Origin of the sequence: Haloprofundus halobius (assembly GCF_020097835.1) — an archaeon.
Lineage (GTDB): Archaea > Halobacteriota > Halobacteria > Halobacteriales > Haloferacaceae > Haloprofundus > Haloprofundus halobius.
Map to the genome: position 1 here is coordinate 1,309,557 of NZ_CP083666.1, position 17,370 is coordinate 1,326,926.

General features: G+C 64.5%; 16 protein-coding genes and 1 pseudogene. 11 read left to right on the forward strand and 6 right to left on the reverse strand.

Going from position 1 to position 17,370, the window contains the following annotated elements; translation table 11 throughout:
* Positions 1-423: 423 nt before the first annotated feature.
* On the forward strand, positions 424-1,071 hold the full coding sequence (locus tag LAQ74_RS06855) for a hypothetical protein (RefSeq protein WP_224336394.1): 648 nt from the start codon (positions 424-426) through the stop codon (positions 1,069-1,071).
* Positions 1,072-1,435: 364 nt separating this feature from the next.
* On the opposite strand, the gene LAQ74_RS06860 is transcribed toward LAQ74_RS06855, so the two are convergent.
* The 3 genes from LAQ74_RS06860 to LAQ74_RS06870 form a co-directional block, all read right to left on the reverse strand.
* The gene (locus LAQ74_RS06860) at positions 1,436-1,840 is read right to left on the reverse strand and encodes a carboxymuconolactone decarboxylase family protein (protein ID WP_224336396.1); all 405 of its coding nucleotides are present in this window, start codon (positions 1,838-1,840) and stop codon (positions 1,436-1,438) included.
* A gap of 278 nt (positions 1,841-2,118) precedes the next feature.
* Entirely contained in the window at positions 2,119-3,090 is a 972-nt protein-coding gene (mvaD, locus tag LAQ74_RS06865) for a phosphomevalonate decarboxylase MvaD (RefSeq protein ID WP_224336398.1), read from the reverse strand.
* 102 nt (positions 3,091-3,192) lie between these two features.
* Positions 3,193-4,269, reverse strand: a complete 1,077-nt coding sequence (locus tag LAQ74_RS06870; protein ID WP_224336400.1) for a phytoene/squalene synthase family protein — start codon at positions 4,267-4,269, stop codon at positions 3,193-3,195.
* Between the two features lie 119 nt (positions 4,270-4,388).
* Here LAQ74_RS06870 and LAQ74_RS06875 point away from each other — a divergent pair, with 119 nt between their 5' ends.
* From LAQ74_RS06875 to LAQ74_RS06885, 3 genes are all read left to right on the forward strand, one after another.
* A complete protein-coding gene (locus tag LAQ74_RS06875; RefSeq protein ID WP_224336402.1) occupies positions 4,389-5,531 on the forward strand; it encodes an acyl-CoA dehydrogenase in 1,143 nt (380 codons plus the stop codon).
* Between the two features lie 374 nt (positions 5,532-5,905).
* Positions 5,906-7,642: a cbb3-type cytochrome c oxidase subunit I gene (locus LAQ74_RS06880; protein WP_224337175.1), complete on the forward strand. Its 1,737-nt coding sequence runs from the start codon at positions 5,906-5,908 to the stop codon at positions 7,640-7,642.
* Between the two features lie 385 nt (positions 7,643-8,027).
* Positions 8,028-9,710 (forward strand): NADH-quinone oxidoreductase subunit D, encoded by a 1,683-nt coding sequence (locus LAQ74_RS06885; protein WP_224336404.1) that lies wholly within the window; start codon positions 8,028-8,030, stop codon positions 9,708-9,710.
* A 27-nt stretch (positions 9,711-9,737) separates the two neighbouring features.
* Here LAQ74_RS06885 and LAQ74_RS06890 read toward each other — a convergent pair whose 3' ends face one another.
* The 3 genes from LAQ74_RS06890 to LAQ74_RS06900 all read right to left on the reverse strand — a co-directional run bounded on the left by LAQ74_RS06890 (position 9,738) and on the right by LAQ74_RS06900 (position 11,296).
* Positions 9,738-10,670 (reverse strand): mechanosensitive ion channel family protein, encoded by a 933-nt coding sequence (locus LAQ74_RS06890; RefSeq protein WP_224336406.1) that lies wholly within the window; start codon positions 10,668-10,670, stop codon positions 9,738-9,740.
* A complete protein-coding gene (locus tag LAQ74_RS06895) occupies positions 10,670-10,915 on the reverse strand; it encodes a YhbY family RNA-binding protein (RefSeq protein ID WP_224336408.1) in 246 nt (81 codons plus the stop codon). The genes LAQ74_RS06890 and LAQ74_RS06895 overlap by 1 nt, the downstream gene beginning before the upstream one ends.
* Positions 10,916-11,014: 99 nt before the next feature.
* Positions 11,015-11,296, reverse strand: a complete 282-nt coding sequence (locus LAQ74_RS06900; RefSeq protein WP_224336410.1) for a ribonuclease P protein component 4 — start codon at positions 11,294-11,296, stop codon at positions 11,015-11,017.
* Positions 11,297-11,694: 398 nt separating this feature from the next.
* Between LAQ74_RS06900 and LAQ74_RS06905 the strand changes: the two genes are divergently transcribed.
* The 7 genes and pseudogenes from LAQ74_RS06905 to LAQ74_RS06930 all read left to right on the forward strand — a co-directional run bounded on the left by LAQ74_RS06905 (position 11,695) and on the right by LAQ74_RS06930 (position 17,343).
* Complete coding sequence (locus tag LAQ74_RS06905) at positions 11,695-12,753, forward strand: glycosyltransferase family 4 protein (RefSeq protein ID WP_224336412.1); 1,059 nt, start codon at positions 11,695-11,697, stop codon at positions 12,751-12,753.
* Between the two features lie 197 nt (positions 12,754-12,950).
* Positions 12,951-13,346, forward strand: a pseudogene (locus LAQ74_RS06910) (helix-turn-helix domain-containing protein); the annotation flags it as partial.
* Positions 13,347-13,451: 105 nt separating this feature from the next.
* Complete coding sequence (locus tag LAQ74_RS20590; RefSeq protein ID WP_425498516.1) at positions 13,452-13,772, forward strand: DUF7344 domain-containing protein; 321 nt, start codon at positions 13,452-13,454, stop codon at positions 13,770-13,772.
* 3 nt (positions 13,773-13,775) lie between these two features.
* Positions 13,776-14,069 (forward strand): HalOD1 output domain-containing protein, encoded by a 294-nt coding sequence (locus LAQ74_RS06915; protein WP_224336416.1) that lies wholly within the window; start codon positions 13,776-13,778, stop codon positions 14,067-14,069.
* A gap of 268 nt (positions 14,070-14,337) precedes the next feature.
* Positions 14,338-15,450 (forward strand): glycosyltransferase, encoded by a 1,113-nt coding sequence (locus tag LAQ74_RS06920; protein ID WP_224336418.1) that lies wholly within the window; start codon positions 14,338-14,340, stop codon positions 15,448-15,450.
* A 133-nt stretch (positions 15,451-15,583) separates the two neighbouring features.
* Complete coding sequence (locus LAQ74_RS06925) at positions 15,584-16,294, forward strand: SDR family NAD(P)-dependent oxidoreductase (protein WP_224336420.1); 711 nt, start codon at positions 15,584-15,586, stop codon at positions 16,292-16,294.
* A complete protein-coding gene (locus LAQ74_RS06930) occupies positions 16,291-17,343 on the forward strand; it encodes an S-adenosylmethionine:tRNA ribosyltransferase-isomerase (protein WP_224336422.1) in 1,053 nt (350 codons plus the stop codon). The genes LAQ74_RS06925 and LAQ74_RS06930 overlap by 4 nt, the downstream gene beginning before the upstream one ends.
* The last annotated feature ends 27 nt before the right edge of the window (positions 17,344-17,370 follow it).

Consider the following 17,370-nt stretch of genomic DNA (forward strand, 5'->3'; position numbering starts at 1 on the left):
CGGAGGTTAGGACCACTGTGCAAAGAGGGTGTGGGCCGTCCGTGACGTTTCTCGCGGCTGGTTCGTCCGAAGAAACTCGTGTGTCGTTGCAATCTGTCCGTCTTATCCCCTCGGGCGACGTTACCAAACTCGGGTCGACAACCATGGCCGACCGACAGTTTACACACGCTTGCAGACACTGTGGAGTGGTGATGGCGACTGCGTCACGGACCGCTCCACGACGCTGCGCCGTCTGCGGGGACTCGAACTTCTCGACACTCGCGGCGCCGACGACATAGTGGCGGTATCGACCGACCCGCTCAAACTTCTCCCTTCGCTTTCCTCGACACTCTCTGTCTTCGTACCAAGCATCGAACGGTTCCGAGAGACACCATTATCTCCTGAGACGACGTACTCCCCGGTTCTACGGAATCGGTGAGATACGTGAGTGTACGCAGTAAGACAGTCGAAGCGAAACGAACGGAGAGATGGGTCAGAACCGCCGGTATCGGGGCGATGGTCGGCGGCGGCGCGGTGTTGGCGGGGACGATACTCGACAACGTCACCGCGTTCACCGAGACGCCCGCCACGGCCGAATACGTGGCTACGTGGTCGATGCTCACCATCGGCGCGCTGTTGCTCCTCGTCGGAGCCGCAGCACTCTACACGCGCTACGGTGACATCTACGGCCGCCTCGGCCTCGCGGGAACGGTCATCGCCGGTCTCGGGTTCCTCTCGATGACCGTCGGTGGGCTCTGGAGCACTCTCTACACCGGCCCGGCCGGTGAAGCGACGCAGAGCGGTGGACTTGTGTTCTTCGGCCTCTTGGTGGCCGTACTCGGGTCGCTCGTGTTCGCGATTGCTCTGCGACGAGCCGGTCTCGCGGGGCGCGCCGCCGCGCTCCTGATAGTCGCTCCGGTCGTCCTCGTCGCGACGTTCGTCGTCGGTGAGACGCTCACCGCGCTCTCGGGGTTCGACGTGATGTGGCTGCTGTTCCTCGTCACGTTCTGTACGGGGTGGGTAGCGCTCGGCGACGCGATTCGGTACACCTCCGACTCGGCCCTCGAGGAGACTGCGACGCCCGCCGCCTGACGCCGCGAGCGTCTCCGGATTCGGCCACGTTTGTACAGCAGTACCGGACTGTCGTGTTTCCAGACCAACTGTTATTTCCCATTCCTCACGGTAGCAACTGGCAATGATCGTTCGATGTTCCGACTGCAAGAACCGCTTCGAGGTACCCGAGTACGTTAGCGCGGACGTTCGATGCCCGAAATGTAACCACCACTTCCGACCCGGTCGGTTGACCGGACGACCCGAACGGTTCGTCTGACCGACGACGTATCTCGCACACGGCAACAGTCTCGCCCCCGCTCGTCGGGAGTTCGCTCTCGAACAGTTTCGCTTCACCGCTCCGCTTCCCACTCGGTTCGTGAAAAAAGACCGTGGTGAAGCCGACTCAGTCGGCGCCGGCCGCTTCCGCCCCCTGTTCTTCGATGTAGTCGACGATTTCGCTCGTCTCCGCTCTGAACTCGTCGAGGTCGACCTCCGCACCGTGAAGGATCGTCGAGAAGTATCGAACGTTGGCGGCGACGTTGACGGCCTCGCTGCGACCCGTCTCGTCGACTCCCTCCAATCGCGCCTCCTCCCCGTGGAAGTGGATGCAGTACGGACAGTTCATCGCCGCCGCGGCCCCGAGTGCGACGAGCGCCTTCTCCCGGTTCGGTAGTTCCGTCTCGCCGAGTTCGAGGTCACGGACGACTCCCCAACTGTGGTCGGCAGCAGGCTCTGAGAGCGCGTCGAGCCAACTGGGTACCTGCCCGAGATACGCTTCTATCTCCGCTCGCGTCTGGTCTGATACCATTGTCTCCTCCGGATTTCGTGAACGCCATCGTGGACCCGCCGAGTCGGTTCCGTCGAACGCGTCGAAATCCAGACGGATGTCGGGTGGTAACACCCTTCACACTTTCCGATACTGTCGGAGACGAGGTTCAGTAGCGTTAGCAGATCGACCGTCGGATGTAACGAGAGTCTGTCACGTCACTCGATCGTCACCGGAGGGACGCCTCGTTCGACGACAACTCCGGTAATGCGGACGTGATCGGACGACCCAGCGTGGTCGAACGGTCCGGCGTGTCCGCCTCAGAACAGCGCGTCCGATTCAGGGAGAATCTTGGCGGGGCCGCCGACCTCCCACACCATCGTCTCGACGCCGCAGTCCGAAATCGCCCGCTCGACTTCGTCGGCGTAGTCGGCTTTCGTGTTCACGTAGACGCTCGCGCCGGTGTCCGTCGAGAAGTACACCGGCACGCCCTCGTCGCGGAGTTCGCGGACGGCGTTGAAGATGGCGATGGTCTCCGGTTGCCAGTACACCCACCCCGAGGGACCGGTCATCGTCGTCGCCGTCAGCGACAGCGAGTCGTGCTCGGCCAACTCGAACGTTCGGTCGAAGTCGGCAGCGCGGAGCGCGTCGCGCATCTCGGCGATTTGGCCGTGGATGTGCGCCATCCGTGCCTGGAACATGTGGCTCTCGGCGGCCTCCTCGTGGGCCTGCTCGGTCTCTTTGTACGCGGGCACCAGTCCCGCGACGATGCGGAGGTCGTCTTCCAACTCGGTTTCGATGCGCTCGGAGCGGCAGTCGTCGTCGTTCAGTCCGGTGTAGAGCTGTGAGAACGCGCCCGTGACGGCGCGAGCAGCCGAAGAGGAGCCGCGGCGGGCGATAGTCGAGATTTCCGGGCGCGTCAGGTCGAGACCCGCGGCCTCCGAGAGCGCCATCGCGGCGGCGGCGAAACCAGAGGAAGAGGAACCGAACCCGACGTTCGAGGGGAAGTTGTTCTCGCTCTCGAAGCGCACGGCGTAGTCGATGCCTGCCAACTCGCGGGTGTGGTCGACGACGGCCTGAATTCGCTCTGCGCCGCGGCCCTCGACCGCCTCGCCGTCGATGAGAAAGATGTCCTCGTCGGCGTCGGGGTCGAACTCGACGGTCGTGGTCGTGGACGAGGGCGCGGTGCAGACGCTGATACTGTCGTGGTACGGCAGTCGGAGTTTCGGGTCGCGCATCCCGTGGTACTTCACGAGACCTTGAATCGGGTGTGCTCGCGCGGTGGCTTTCATGCCAGAAGGCGTGCGCGACTGCAGGTTAAACGTCCCGGAAGTCGCCCGCGTCGAAGCGTGCGTTCGGCGTACCAGCGGTCGGTCCGTCTGCGAGGCGACGCGTCAGTCCGCTTGCTGGGCGACCCGGTGGTACGGCGCTCGCGAGATGGCCTCGCGGAGTTCGGCCAGCGAGTGCCGCCCCTCGTTCGTCATCGCGCCGACGACGGCGAACACCTCCTGTCGAGAGACTTTCACGCCGTGGCTGGTGAGCGCGTCCTCGGGGTTCGCCGAGAGTTCGCGGAGCGTCCCGACGGCGAGGAGGAACGGAATCGCCCACGCGGCGAGGGTGTTGCCGTCGGTGGTCGGCACCGTTTCGAGGTACGTCTGCGCGTCGTCGAGGAACGTCCGAGCGTGCGAGGCCGTCCGGCGGACGACGTTCGTCGCGCCCGCCTTGTTCGCGGGGTCGACGACCTCGTCTTGGGGGACACCTTCGTCTTCGAGCCACTCGGCCGGGAGGTAGACGTTGTTCTCCTCGGTGTAGTCGTCGTAGACGTCCTTGGAGATGTTGACCAGTTGGAGGAGGAGGCCGAACTCCTCGGCGGTGTTGTAGAGGCGCTTGCGGCGCTCGGAGTCGATGTCGCCGCGAGTGACGAGGTTGGTGATGAGATTTCCGACGGTTCCGGCGGCGTAGTAGCAGTACTCTTCGAGTTCCTCGCGCGACTGGATGCGGAGGCCGTCCGTATCGGCGTAGCGCTCGACGAACATCGCCATCCCCTGGACGAGTTCGCGGGCCGGCGGCGTCACGGCGTTCCGAACGTCGTCGGGAAGCGACTCGAACGTCGCGAATACGCGCGGCGACTCGGCGACGACCTCCCAATCGTCGTTTCGAGCCTCGGGCGCGGGTACCCACGAAGCGACTGCCTCGGCGAACTGTTCGATACTCGTCTCGTCTGCAGGGTCGAGCACCGCGTCGTACAGGCGGAGCAAGCGTGCTTGCTCGTCGGCAGGGATGTGCTCGGCGTCTTCGACGGTATCGGCGATACGGCAGACGAGGTAGCCGAGACAGATGTACGATGACATCGGCTCGTCGAGGACGCGCACGGTGAGTGCGAACGTCCTCGAAACGCCTTGGACGGCGTCGTGACACCACTGCAAGTCTGCGTCGTTCCCGGGCGGTCGGGCATCTGCGTCTTCAGGCATCCGAAGTATCCCTGCTTACGGAAGGAGACATAAAAAGCCTCGTGGCAACTCCCCGCGTTTCGTCGTCCTCGCGTCCTGCACCCGGAAAACCTAAACGGAAGACGGTGAAAGACCGGAGTATGGACTTCCAGCTCTCCGCGGAGCAGAAGCAGATTCGCGACATGGTCGCGGAGTTCGTCGACGAGGAGATTCGGCCCGTCGCCGCCGACATCGACGAGAGCGACGAGTTCCCCGCCGACCTCGTCTCCGAGATGGCCGAACTCGGGTTGATGGGGATGCCGTTCCCCGAGGAGTACGGCGGTGCGGGTCTCGATTACCACTCCTACGCCATCGGCCTCGAAGAGATCTCGCGCGGCAGCGGCGGCCTGGGAACCGTCGTCGCCGCCCACACCAGCCTCGCGGGCAACATGGTGTACGCCTTCGGCGACGAGGACCAGAAGCAGGAGTACCTCACGCCGCTGAACACCGGCGAGGACATCGGCGCGTTCGCGCTCTCGGAGGCGGGCGCGGGCAGCGACGTCCCCTCGATGACGACGACGGCCGAAAAGGACGGCGACGAGTACGTCGTCGACGGCGGCAAACTGTGGATCTCGAACGGCTCGGTCGCCGACACGGTCACCCTCTTCGCGAAGACCGACCCCGACGCCGGAAACAAGGGTATTAGCTCCTTCATCGTCCGCCCCGAGGAGGACGACGGTTTCGTCGTCGAAGGCACCGAGCACAAACTCGGCGACAAGGGCTGTCCGACCGCCGAACTCCGCTTCGACGGGATGCGCATCCCCGAGGACCGCCTGCTCGGCGAGGAGGGCGACGGCTTCGTTCACGCGCTGAAGACGCTCAACGGCGGGCGCATCACCATCGCCGCGCGCTCCGTCGGCATCGCCCGCGCCGCACTGGACGACGCGCTCCAGTACTCGCAGGAGCGCGAGCAGTTCGACCAGCCCATCTCCGGCTTCCAGTCCATCCAGCACAAACTGGCCGACATGGACACGAAGGTGCAGGCCGCCAAGCTCCTCATGCACCGAGCGGCGGACAAGAAGATTCGCGGCGAGGACTTCATCAAGGAGGCCGCGCAGGCGAAACTGTACGCCAGCGAGATCAGCCGCGAGGTGGCAAACGAGGGAATCCAGATTCACGGCGGCTACGGCTACACGACGGATTTCGCCGTTGAGCGCTACTACCGGGACGCGAAACTCAACGAGATTTACGAGGGCACGAGCGAGATTCTGCGCAACACCATCGCCGCGCAGTTGCTCGACTGACGTTCGACGTCCGAGACACTCGTTTCTCCTTCTCTTACCGTCGTCCGTGACGCTACCTGTCGGTTGACTTTCTACCAATTAGCTGATAATATTTTTCGCAACCCGTTCTGAAACCACCCTGAAGAGCCCGACACCGACCCGTGCGACCGAACACGCGGCGAGGGGGACGTGGAGCCGACAATGGATGTAGAAACCAGACCAACTGACACCGGAGACGGCCGAGCGAGGACGCACAGCTACGCGGTCGACCGCGGACACGGCCGTGTCGATGACTTCGTCGTGCGCTACAACTGGGCTGGTCCGCCGTGAACGTCGTCGCAGACCGACTCGTCCTCCAGCTCGGGTTCAACGCCCAACTGCTGTTGACAGTTTTGATGGGGCTGTTCCTCGTCGGCGTCGCGCTCTGGTTGACGCGCGTCGGGAGTTGGCGACAGACGACGCCGCTCGGTGTCGGAAGCGGAGAGACTGCGGAGCGACGCGAACGCGTCCACGCGGAGAAGCCGGGCGGACTCCTCCGGTGGCTGACAACCGTCGACCACAAGGACATCGGTATCCTCTACGGCGTCTTCTCGACAGTAGCGCTGTTCTGGGCTGGGACAGCTATCATGCTGATGCGCGCGGAGCTGTTCACGCCCGAGACCGTGCTCCTCGAACCGGCGCTGTACAACGGGTTTTTGACGACGCACGGCATCACGATGCTGTTTCTGGTCGCGACGCCGGGTATCGCGGCCTTCGCGAACTACTTCATCCCGCTTCTCATCGAGGCCAACGACATGGCGTTCCCGCGCATCAACGCCATCGCCTTCTGGTTGTTGCCGCCCGCCGCGCTGCTCATCTGGAGCGGGGTGTTGCTCGTCCCCTTCGGATTCGACCCGGCGCAGACGGGGTGGACGCTGTACCCGCCGCTGTCGGTGACCGAGTCGGCAATCAGTATCAACCTCATCCTGCTCGGTCTGCACCTCTCGGGCGTCTCCACGACGATGGGGGCGATAAACTTCATCGTGACCATCATCGCCGAGCGCGGCGAGGGCGTGACGTGGGCGAACCTCGACATCATCTCGTGGACCGTCCTCACGCAGTCGGGGCTCATTCTCTTCGCCTTCCCGACGCTCGGGAGCGCGCTGCTCATGTTGCTCTTCGACCGGAACTTCGGCACGACGTTCTTCGCCGCGGGCGAGGGCGGCGGCCCCATCCTCTGGCAGCACCTGTTCTGGTTCTTCGGTCACCCCGAAGTGTACATCATCGTCCTGCCGCCGATGGGGATCATCAGCTACGTCCTCCCGCGCTTCGCGGGCCGGCGGCTGTTCGGCTTCAAGTTCGTCGTCTACTCGACGCTCGCCATCGGCGTGCTCTCGTTCGGCGTCTGGGCGCACCACATGTTCTCGACCGGGATGGACCCGCGTCTCCGCGCCTCGTTCATGTCCGTCTCGCTCGCTATCGCCATTCCGAGCGCCGTCAAGACGTTCAACTGGATGGCGACGATGTGGAACGGTAGTCTCCGACTGACGACGCCGATGCTGTTCTGTGTCGGGTTCGTCTCGAACTTCATCATCGGGGGCGTCACCGGCGTCTTTCTCGCCTCTATCCCCGTCGACCTCGTGCTGCACGACACCCACTACGTCGTCGGTCACTTCCACTACATCGTCGCGGGCGCGATTCTGTTCGCGCTCATGGCGCGAACGTACTACTGGTTCCCGCTCGTCACCGGGCGGATGTACCAACGCAAACTCGGCAAGTGGCACTTCTGGCTGTCGATGGTCGGCGTCAACGTGACGTTCCTGTCGCTCATTCTGCTCGGCTACGGCGGTATGCCGCGCCGCTACGCGACGTACCTGCCGCAGTTCGCCACGCTCAATCAGGTCGCGACGCTCGGCGCGTTCCTGCTCGGACTCGGTCAGGTCATCTGGCTCGTGAACATGATTCAGTCGCGGTACGAAGGACCCATCGTCGGCGACGACCCGTGGGACATCGAACCGCAGGGGCTCCTGTCGCGCGAGTGGGTCTGGCGACGCGAGCGACGCGGACCGATAACCGCCGACGGCGGCGACCCGGAAGGCAAGAATTCGACGCCTGTAGAGGGGACTGACATCGACCAACCGGAGGACTCGTAGACGAGTGACGAAAGACGACAGTTGCCTGAGACGGTGGTTACCAGAGCGGACGACCACGGAGTAAGGCACGCTCGACGAATAACGCCTCCGTCTCCTTCTCTCGGACGAGACACTCAGACCCGTCCGTCTGTTCGCTGCTGTGGAGTTTCTCATTATTTTCTGACAATTCTTTTCAGCGGTCGCAGCGGACCCTCAGTAAGGAAACCGACGGCCCGTCAGGCGGCCCCCCGCGCTCCGGACCACCGCGACAGTCCGTCGCTACCGGGAGCTCACCGATGCTACGAGACGATCACCCCCCGACGCCGACGCGTTCGACCCCACACACCGAGAGACGAACCGCGCGAGAGAGCGGCGACGTTCCCGCGGTGAGCGGCGGTGCGTCGGCGTGAGCCTCGAAGAGTCGGAGTCACAGGGGACGACGCCCGCCGTCGAACAGACGTCCGAGGAGGAACTCGCCGACCTGCTCGGCGACCTCGTCGTCGACCGCGACGATCACAAGAACGCCCCGGCGTTCGTCGTCCGCCCCGACACCGTCCGAGACGTCCTCTCGACACTAAAGGAGGAGGCCGGGTTCGACCACCTCTCCTGTCTCTCCGCGCAGGAGTACGACGACCGCTACGAGAGCATCTATCACCTGAAGAAGTACGCCGACCCGACCGACGAGGTGAGCGTCGTCGTGCCGACGCCGACGGAGCGGCCGGTGAGTCAGTCGGCCGAACCCGTGTTCCGGACCGCCGACTGGCACGAGCGAGAAGCGTACGACCTGGTGGGTATCGAGTACGAGGGCCACCCCGACCTCCGGCGCATCCTCCTCCCTGAGACGTGGCAAGGGCACCCCCTCTCGCTCGACTACGACCAGGACCGACCGCAGATCGTCACGCTCCGGGAGAACACGAATCCGCTTCAGGAGGACCGTCGAATCCCCGGCGAGGACGACCAGGACACCGACACGATGCTCCTGAACATCGGGCCGCACCACCCGGCGACCCACGGCGTGCTACACCTCAACTGCATCCTCGACGGCGAGCAGGTCGCCCACGTAGACCCCGACATCGGCTACCTCCATCGCTGCGAGGAGCAGATGTGCCAGCAGGGTACCTACCGCTACCAGATAATCCCGTACTCGGACCGCTGGGACTACACCGCGAACATCCCCAACGAGTGGGCCGTCGCGCGGGCTATCGAGGATCTGGCCGACCTCGACGTGCCCGAGTATGCGGACGTGCTCCGGACGATGTCGGTCGAACTCGGACGGATGCTCGGTCACTTCCTCGCCGTCGGCACGTTCGCGCTCGACGTGTACGGCGATTTTACTGCTATTTTCATGTACGCCGTCCGCGACCGCGAGAAGGTTCAGAACATCATGGAGGACCTGACGGGTCAGCGGATGATGTTCTACTACTTCCGCTTGGGTGGTGTGGTCTGGGACCTCCCCGAACCCCGCGAGGAGTTCTTCGAGAAAGTCAGAGATTTCCTCGAAGAGTTGCCGCCGACGCTCGAAGAGTACCACGACCTCATCACCGGCAACGAGATTCTGCAGTCGCGCACCGTCGGCACCGGCGTGTTGCCCCCCGAGGTCGCCAAGAGCTACGGCGTCACCGGTCCCGTCGCCCGCGCCTCGGGCATCGACTACGACCTGCGCCGCGACGACCCCTACGGCTACTACCCGGAACTCGACTGGAACGTCTGCGTCGAGGACGGCTGCGACAACTACTCGCGGTTGCTCGTCCGCCTCCGCGAGGTCGAGGAGTCGGCGAAGATCGTCGGTCAGTGCATCGACATCCTCGAAGACTGGCCCGAGGACGAGCGAGACATCCAGTCGAACGTGCCGCGGACGCTCCGCCCCGACGACGACACGGAGACGTACAAGGCAGTCGAAGCGGCCAAAGGCGAGATGGGTATCTACATCCGCGCCGACGGGACGGACTCGCCCGCGCGCTTCAAGATTCGGAGTCCGTGTTTCAACAACCTCCACTCGCTGCCGGAGATGTCGAACGGCGAGTACGTCCCCGACCTCATCGCGTCGCTCGGTAGTCTCGACATCGTGCTCGGGTCGGTGGACCGCTAACGAAGGAAACGGGACGTTCGACGCCGTTCAGTCGTCGGCGCGTGACATCACGCGGTCCAGCCCCTCGATGTCGAGCGACCCCGTGAGGGTGCGGTTCGGGAACGGGATGTTGATTCCCTCGGCGTCGAACCGCTGTTTCACGGCCGTCACGTACTCGCCGCGGGTCTTCACGAAGTCCGAGCGACTCGGTTGCGAAATCCAGATGCGCGACTTGAGGACGACCGCCGAGTCGCCGAGTTCCGTCAGGCGGACCGACGGCTCGGGGTCGGCGAGGATGTCGTCGCGCGTCTCGGCTTCTTCGAGGATGATAGTCGTCGCTTTCTCGATGTCGTCGCCGTAACCGATGCCGAACGGCACCTGCAGGCGGAGTTTCCCCTTCGCGACGGGGTTCTTGATGACGCCGTCGGTGAGGTGGGAGTTCGGCACCGTCAGCAGTTCGTTGTCGAACGTCCGGACGCGGGTGACGCGGAAGCTGATGTCCTCGACGATGCCGGAGTTACCCTCCCACTCGATCCAGTCGCCGATGCGGAACGGTTTGTCGGTGAAGATGAACACGCCCGCGACGAAGTTGGCGATGACGTCCTGCATCGCGAAACCGATAGCGAGCGTCGCCGCCGCACCGATGGTCGCCAGCGCGGTGAGAATGTTCCCGAACCCGGCGGCGGCGAAGGCGACGCCGACGGCGACGAAGACGATAACGACGCCGAGCAGTTTGCGGAGCGGCTTCTGGGCGTGCGCCTCCAGCCCTCGGTTGTCGAGCAGGCGACCGGCTACCGGCAGGACGAGGAGTCGTCCCGCGAGGTACACCGCGACGAAGACGACCAGAAACGTGACCGCCGAGTCGACGGTGTTGGCGTACGTGAGGGTGTCCTGTCCCAGATCGAACGCGTTGGTCAGAAACCGAGCGATGGGTCCCCGTGGGTCGACGCCGCCGGTCTGCGCCTGCAGCAGCAGTCCCATTAGTGGTACACCGCTGTGTTCCCGCGCGTCTCGACGAGTTCCGCGTTCACCGACTCGGCGAGTTCGCCGGCGAGTTCCTCGGTCGAGGTGCCGCCGCGGGCCGCGCGCAGGAACTTCACCTTCACCAGTTTTCGGTCCTCCAGTTGGTCGCGCAGTTCCTCGGTCACCGCTTCGATGCCGCTCTTGCCGACCCAGACGGTCACGTCGAGGTCGTGGGCCTGTTTGCGTAACTCGTTGTCTACCATCTGTCCCGTCGTAGCGACGCGGGAGGTTTGAAGCTTTAGTTACCGACCGGCGTCATCGACCAGTAGCGTCGGTTGACGAGAAACGCGGAGAGCGAACGCTCAGTCGCGGTACGGGTAGCGGTCGATGTGTCCGCAGTCGCAGCGAATCACGACGTGGCCCGGTTGCAGGCGGACGCGGGCGTTGACGCCCGGAACGAGGTAGACATCGCAGGCGTCACAGGAGAAGCGTTTGAACTCGCGGGGGAGGCCGCAGCGGTGCCGCTCGTCGAGACGGCGGGCGAGGCGGACGTACTCGCGGGAGCGGTCGAACTTGCGCTCCTTAGTCGCCTCGCGGGCGAGTTCGTGGAGTCGGGCGATGCGCTCCTCGGCGATTGTCGGCATCCGTGCTGTACTGGGTCGGGGTTTTCTGATAGGTGTTCCGAAGCGTTTGTGGAGTGGTGGAGTTGCGGGAGAATGGTCTACTTCGCTACTGTCAAGTTCTGGTTCGGAGATGAGCAGCGGGAACAGCCGTAGACACCTCGAAATCCCACCCACGGTTGGCGGACGAACCACCGTCGGGTGGGATTGAAAGGGGCGAGCCGCTGGACGAAGGCGGACGAAGCAAGCACGTGAGGGAGCGTCAGCGACCGAACGCGCGCAGCGAGTTCCCCCGAGTCCAGCGGCTCGGGGCTTTCGAGGTGTTCTCAAGTGCGAAGCAGGACGACGCTCTTCCCCTTCCCTTTCCCTGAACGATGAAAAGCCGCCACACTAAAAGTCGCCTCCTGTGAACAAACAGAGCAGTGCGCGTCCTCAACTACCTCGAACTCGCCTCGCAACTCCATCGAAGCGGTATCGGGACCTCGACGGACCACCAGCGGGCAGCTCTCGAAGAGACCGACGTGGAGGTGGTCACTTCGCCGTGGCGCGGCGGGTCGCCGACTCGCATCCCGTTGAGCGCGCTCCGCGGCCGCAACCCCGTCGTCGAGTTCGACGTCGCCCACTGCAACCTCATCGGGCCGGGGAGCCTCGCCGTCGCCCGCCACGCCAAGCACTACGGCAAGCCGCTCGTCCTCCACAGCCACGTCACGAGCGAGGACTTCGCCGAGAGTTTCCGGGGGTCGACCCTCGCCGCGAAACCCCTTCGACGATATCTCCGGTGGTTCTACTCGCAGGCGGACCTCGTGCTCTGTCCCAGCGAATATACGAAAGGTCTCCTCGAATCGTACCCCGTCGACGCGCCCATCCGACCGATATCGAACGGCGTCGACGTCGAATCGCTCGACGGGTTCGAGACGTTCCGCGAGGAGTACCGCGAGCGGTTCGGCCTCGACGGACTCGTCGTCTTCACCGTCGGCAACGTCTTCGAGCGCAAGGGGTTGACGACGTTCTGCGAGCTCGCCGAGGAGACGGAGTACGAGTTCGCGTGGTTCGGCCCGTACGACGAGGGACCGCAGGCGTCGAAGGCGGTGCGGTACTGGACCGAAAATCCCCCTGAAAACGTCACCTTCACCGGCTGGGTCGACGACAAGCGCGGCGCGTTCGGCGCGGGCGACATCTACCTCTTCCCGACGAAAAACGAGAATCAGGGCATCGCCGTCCTCGAAGCGATGGCCTGCGGGAAAGCGGTCGTCCTCCGCGACATACCGGTGTTCGAGGAGTTCTACACCCACGGCCACGACTGTCTGAAGTGTTCGACACGCGCGGAGTTCCGCCGCGCGCTCGACCTGTTGGCGCGCGACCCCGACCTCCGGGCGCGACTCGGCGAGAACGCGAGAGAGACGGCCGCCGAACACAGTCTGAAGCGCGTCGGCGAGGAACTCGTCGACGCCTACGAGGACGTGTTGGCCCGGCGAGTGTAGTCGTCGCCGGAGTCTCGGTATGAGAGCGAGAACGCCGACCGAGATCGAGAGTCACACGGCCGTGTTGAGTCGGTTGCTGTCTGGTAGAATCTGTGTGCTGAGTACAGAGGATCTATTCAGCATGGAACCGGGCCTCTTTCGGGGTGACCCTCGCTGAATTATCTGTAACGTACATATGCTACCCCAAGCTGGTTGCGGACTACGCGGGAGTACTCGGTACGCTGACCGAGACGGGGGTCCCATTGATCGAAGCGAGAGGGACGGACACGGAGTGGACGTTCGAAGGCCGTGGTGACGAACGAAGCGATATTGCCGAGTTCCAACGCTGTTGTCGTGAACGGGGCATTCCGATCACGCTCACGGCGCTCCACGCCCTGACGTCGGTCGAGACTGCGACCGAGGCGGCACTCACCGACGAGCAACTGGAAGCGTTGGTTCTCGCGTACGAACGCGGGTACTTCAACTCGCCACGCGAGGTGAAAATGAAAGAACTCTGCAGTAAACTCGGCATCTCCCAGCAGGCAGTTGCCTCTTGGCTCCGGCGAGGGACGCGTAGAATCCTCGGCAATACCCTGACTGCGCTGGAGGCCTGAACCCGGGGCTATATAAGATGGCTGTATATACAAAAGTAATTCTCACTTGGCGCAGTCCCTTGAGAGTTGAGTATACCGGTGTTCCCGAAAATCAACTCTCTGAACATGAACCAAGGAAAAGACGCTCTCCTGTCCGCACTCGCCAATCATCGCTGTCGCTCCGTCATCACATACTTCAGAAACGCGTCCGAAGACCACGTCACAGTTGGTGACGTTGCGGCTGCGCTCGCCCGACGTGACCACACAGACGAGACGCAGATTGCGACTCGACTCCACCACGTTGCACTCCCCAAACTAGACACCGTTGGACTCGTCGACTACGACGCGCGAACCAAAACGGTCCGGTATCACGGTGATTCGCAACTTGAACACGTAGAGGAGTCGCTCTCCGAGTTCGATTCCGGAATGTCGCCGAGGAGCGAGTAGCACGTGAAACAAGACAGGCCCGAACAAACAACCACGGTGCGGGAATCGTACACCCCCCATCAAGACCGCTCGTTAACCGAAGCGGTGCTCGATGCCATCGAGGAGTGTAAGGGTGAAGACCTCCTGCGGACGGATTTCGTCCTCTACGAGGATATTAATCCCGACGCCCTCGAATCTCTCTTTCGCCACGACGCACAGCCGCGAACGACCGTGACGTTCGATACCGATGGTGTCAAGGTCGAACTCTGGGGAGATGACGGAGTGAAGATACGCGTCACGGACCGATCAGACGAGTGATCGGCCGAGACTGGAGCAGAACACGCTCTGGATACTAGTATTGGGAAGACGACTACTGGCGTGATGCGTTCTTAACCTAAACCAATCGGTCCAACCATGTTTTCCCGCTTAGTTACGCTGCTGAGTACGCGCCTTCCATTCAGCACGACCGCCGCAACCGATCTCTATTTGAGGGTTTCCGACAGGGACGGTTCGAGGCGGAAGCTCACAGCTCGAGCCGTAGCCGAGATGGCAACGACTTAACCCCGAGTCTTCGAATCCCGTGACAATGCACTCGGTCGTCGCGTTCACCGACACCTACCTGCCCACGGTCAACGGCGTCACCTACACCGTCGAGTCGTGGCGGGACCGCTGGCGGGCCCGCGGCGGGCGGATGGACGTGGTCTACCCCAATGCCGGCGGCTACGAGCCGAGAGACGGTGAGTATCCCATCCGGAGCCTCCCGTTTCCGTTCTACGAGGGGTTTCGGTTCGGCCTCCCGCGCATCCCCCGTGCGGTGCGGAACGTCGACATCGTCCACGCGCATACGCCGTTCGCGCTCGGGCTCGGCGGTCTCCGTCTCGCGCGCCGAGAGGAGGTGCCGTTCGTCGCCTCATACCACACGCCGAGCAGCGAGTACGCCTCGTATCTCACCTCGCGAGACCGTCTCGAAGACGGCATCGAACGCCTCTCGGAGTCGTACGAGCGGTGGTTTCTCGGCCAGACGGCGGCCGTCGTCGTCCCGAGCGAGGCGACCAAACGCGACCTGCGGAGCCGGGTCGGCGACGACGTGGCGTTTCGCGTCATTCCCAACGGCGTCGACATCGATCGGTTCCGCCCCGTCGACGCGACGGCGTTCCGCGAGCGCCACGATCTCACGGATGCGGACACGCTCGTCGGATACACGGGCCGGCACGGCTACGAGAAGTGTCTCGGCGACATCGTCGACGCCGTCGCCGGACTCGACGCGACCGTCGTCTTCGGCGGCGACGGCCCCGCGCGCGATCACATCGAAGCCAGAGCCCGAACGCGCGGCGTCGACGCCCGATTTCTGGGCTTTCTCGACCGCGACGAACTCCCGGCGTTCTACAGTTCGCTCGACGCGTTCCTCTTTCCGAGTCCGGTCGAGACGCAGGGGCTCGTGGCGCTCGAAGCCAACGCCTGCGGGACGCCGGTCGTCGGCGTCGACTGCGGCGCGCTCTCGGATACGATCGAGGAGGGCGTCACCGGGTACCACTACGACCTCGGCGACATCGAGGGCTTCCGGACGGCCATCGGGCGGACGCTCGACGAGGTGGAGACGCTCGAACGTCGCTGTACCGACCGGCGCGAGGCGATGAGTGTCGAACACGCCGTCGACCGTCTCGCCGAGGTGTACGATGCCGTTACTGGGACCGGATGACGGCGAACTTCCTGGACGGTTTTCGGCGGTTGGTGGGAGAGCGTTAAGCGCCTCACTCACCTACCGTTGGTATGCGGAAGCACACAACAAATCGTCGCGGCGTCGCACCCGATACCACGGTCGAGGTGCGTCGATGAGCCGCGTCGCACTCGTCACGGGCGCGAGTCGCGGACTTGGGTCGGTTCTCGCCTCGTTTCTCGCTGCCGACGGCTACGACCTCGTGTTGACCGCGCGTGACCCCGACCCGCTGAACGTCGTCGCCACGTCGCTGGCGGATCTCGACGTGGACGTGACGCCGCTCCCGGGCGACGTCGTCGACGCCGACCACCGCCGGAGCCTTCGGGAAGCGGCCGAGGATCTCGGTGGTCTCTCGCTTCTCGTCAACAACGCCTCCGCGCTTGGACCGTCGCCGCTTCCGCCGCTCGCGGAGCTCTCGACCGCCGAGTTCGAGCGCGTGCTCTCGGTCAACACCGTCGCGCCGCTGGCGCTGATTCGGGAGACACTCCCGCTGCTTCGCGAGTCCGGGGGGCTGGTCGTCAACGTGTCGAGCGACGCAGCCGTCGGCGGCTACCCGCGGTGGGGCGGCTACGGCGCGAGCAAGGCGGCGCTCGACCTCCTGACGAAGACGCTCGCGGCCGAGGAACCGGACGTAGGATTCGTCAGCGTCGACCCCGGCGACATGCGGACGGCGATGCACCGACGGGCGTTCCCCGACGAAGACATCTCCGACAGACCGCTCCCGGAGGTGACCCTACCCTTCTGGGCGTGGCTGTTCGGCCGCGACCCGCAGTCGGTGAGCGGGCGGCGGTTCGAGGCACAGTCGGAACTCTGGGAGTCGGCGTGAAGCTCTCGGAGTTCCGGTTCGAACGCCCCGAGGTGTTGCAGGCGGCCGAACCGCCGGAGGAACGCGGGCTGGACCGCGACGACGTCCGGTTGCTCGTGAGTCGCCGCGGAGCGCACCGCCACACGCGCTTTTCGAATCTCGCGGAGTATCTCGACCCCGGCGACGTGCTCGTGGTCAACCAGAGCGCGACGCTCCCGGCGAGTCTCCCGGCGACGTGGACCGACGGCGAATTTCTCCTGAACTGCTGTACGGAGTACGGCGACGGCGTGTGGCTGGTCGAACCGCGGTGGGGACCGGGCGACCCCGGCCCCCTTCCGCTCTCGACCGGCGATGAGTTCGTCGCTGGGGGCGAAACCGGGCACGTAATCGGCGAGTTTCCCGGTATCGACCGCCTTCTGTTCGTCCGGTTCGAAGGCGACGCCGGAGTGGCGATGGCGCGCGCGGGCGAGCCGATTCGATACGGTTACCTGGAGGGCGAGTATCCGCTCTCGGCGTACCAGACGACGTTCGCGACGACGCCCGGCAGCGCGGAGATGCCCTCGGCGGCCCGCCCGTTCACCGAGCGGGTCGTCGAGATGCTGCGCCGCCGCGGCGTCGGTATCGCCACGCTCACGCTCCACACCGGCGTGTCGAGTCTCGAAGTCGAGTGCGACCAACTGGAGTGCGGTTGTCGCGACGTCTGGAACCCGCTGTATCCCGAACCGTTCGTCGTTCCCGCAGCGACGGCGCGGGCGGTGACCGCCGCGCGCGAGCGAGGCAGTCGCGTCGTCGCCGTCGGCACGACCGTCGTGAGAGCGCTCGAAACGGCGTGGGACGGCACGCGCGTCGCACCGACGGAGGGGTTCACCCGGACGTTCGTCACACCCGAGCGCGGCGTCGCCACCGTCGATGCGCTACTCACCGGACTTCACGACCCGGAGACGACGCATCTCGCGATGCTGTACGCGGTCGCGGGCAGAGAGCGCGTGCTCGACGCCTACGAGTCGGCCGTCGACGAACGGTATCTCTGGCACGAGTTCGGCGACTCGCACCTGCTGTTCGCCGAGTGAACGCGAAGAAAACGAGATCGGGCGACG

Bases quoted from the DNA above. Each gene is read 5' to 3' on its own strand.
- LAQ74_RS06870 (WP_224336400.1), bottom strand. From the start codon at position 4,269: ATGCCTGAAGACGCAGATGCCCGACCGCCCGGGAACGACGCAGACTTG.
- LAQ74_RS06860 (WP_224336396.1), bottom strand. From the start codon at position 1,840: ATGGTATCAGACCAGACGCGAGCGGAGATAGAAGCGTATCTCGGGCAG.
- mvaD (WP_224336398.1), bottom strand. From the start codon at position 3,090: ATGAAAGCCACCGCGCGAGCACACCCGATTCAAGGTCTCGTGAAGTAC.
- LAQ74_RS06920 (WP_224336418.1), top strand. From the start codon at position 14,338: ATGCACTCGGTCGTCGCGTTCACCGACACCTACCTGCCCACGGTCAAC.
- LAQ74_RS06900 (WP_224336410.1), bottom strand. From the start codon at position 11,296: ATGCCGACAATCGCCGAGGAGCGCATCGCCCGACTCCACGAACTCGCC.
- LAQ74_RS06875 (WP_224336402.1), top strand. From the start codon at position 4,389: ATGGACTTCCAGCTCTCCGCGGAGCAGAAGCAGATTCGCGACATGGTC.
- LAQ74_RS20590 (WP_425498516.1), top strand. From the start codon at position 13,452: ATGAACCAAGGAAAAGACGCTCTCCTGTCCGCACTCGCCAATCATCGC.
- LAQ74_RS06880 (WP_224337175.1), top strand. From the start codon at position 5,906: ATGGGGCTGTTCCTCGTCGGCGTCGCGCTCTGGTTGACGCGCGTCGGG.
- LAQ74_RS06925 (WP_224336420.1), top strand. From the start codon at position 15,584: ATGAGCCGCGTCGCACTCGTCACGGGCGCGAGTCGCGGACTTGGGTCG.
- LAQ74_RS06895 (WP_224336408.1), bottom strand. From the start codon at position 10,915: ATGGTAGACAACGAGTTACGCAAACAGGCCCACGACCTCGACGTGACC.
- LAQ74_RS06890 (WP_224336406.1), bottom strand. From the start codon at position 10,670: ATGGGACTGCTGCTGCAGGCGCAGACCGGCGGCGTCGACCCACGGGGA.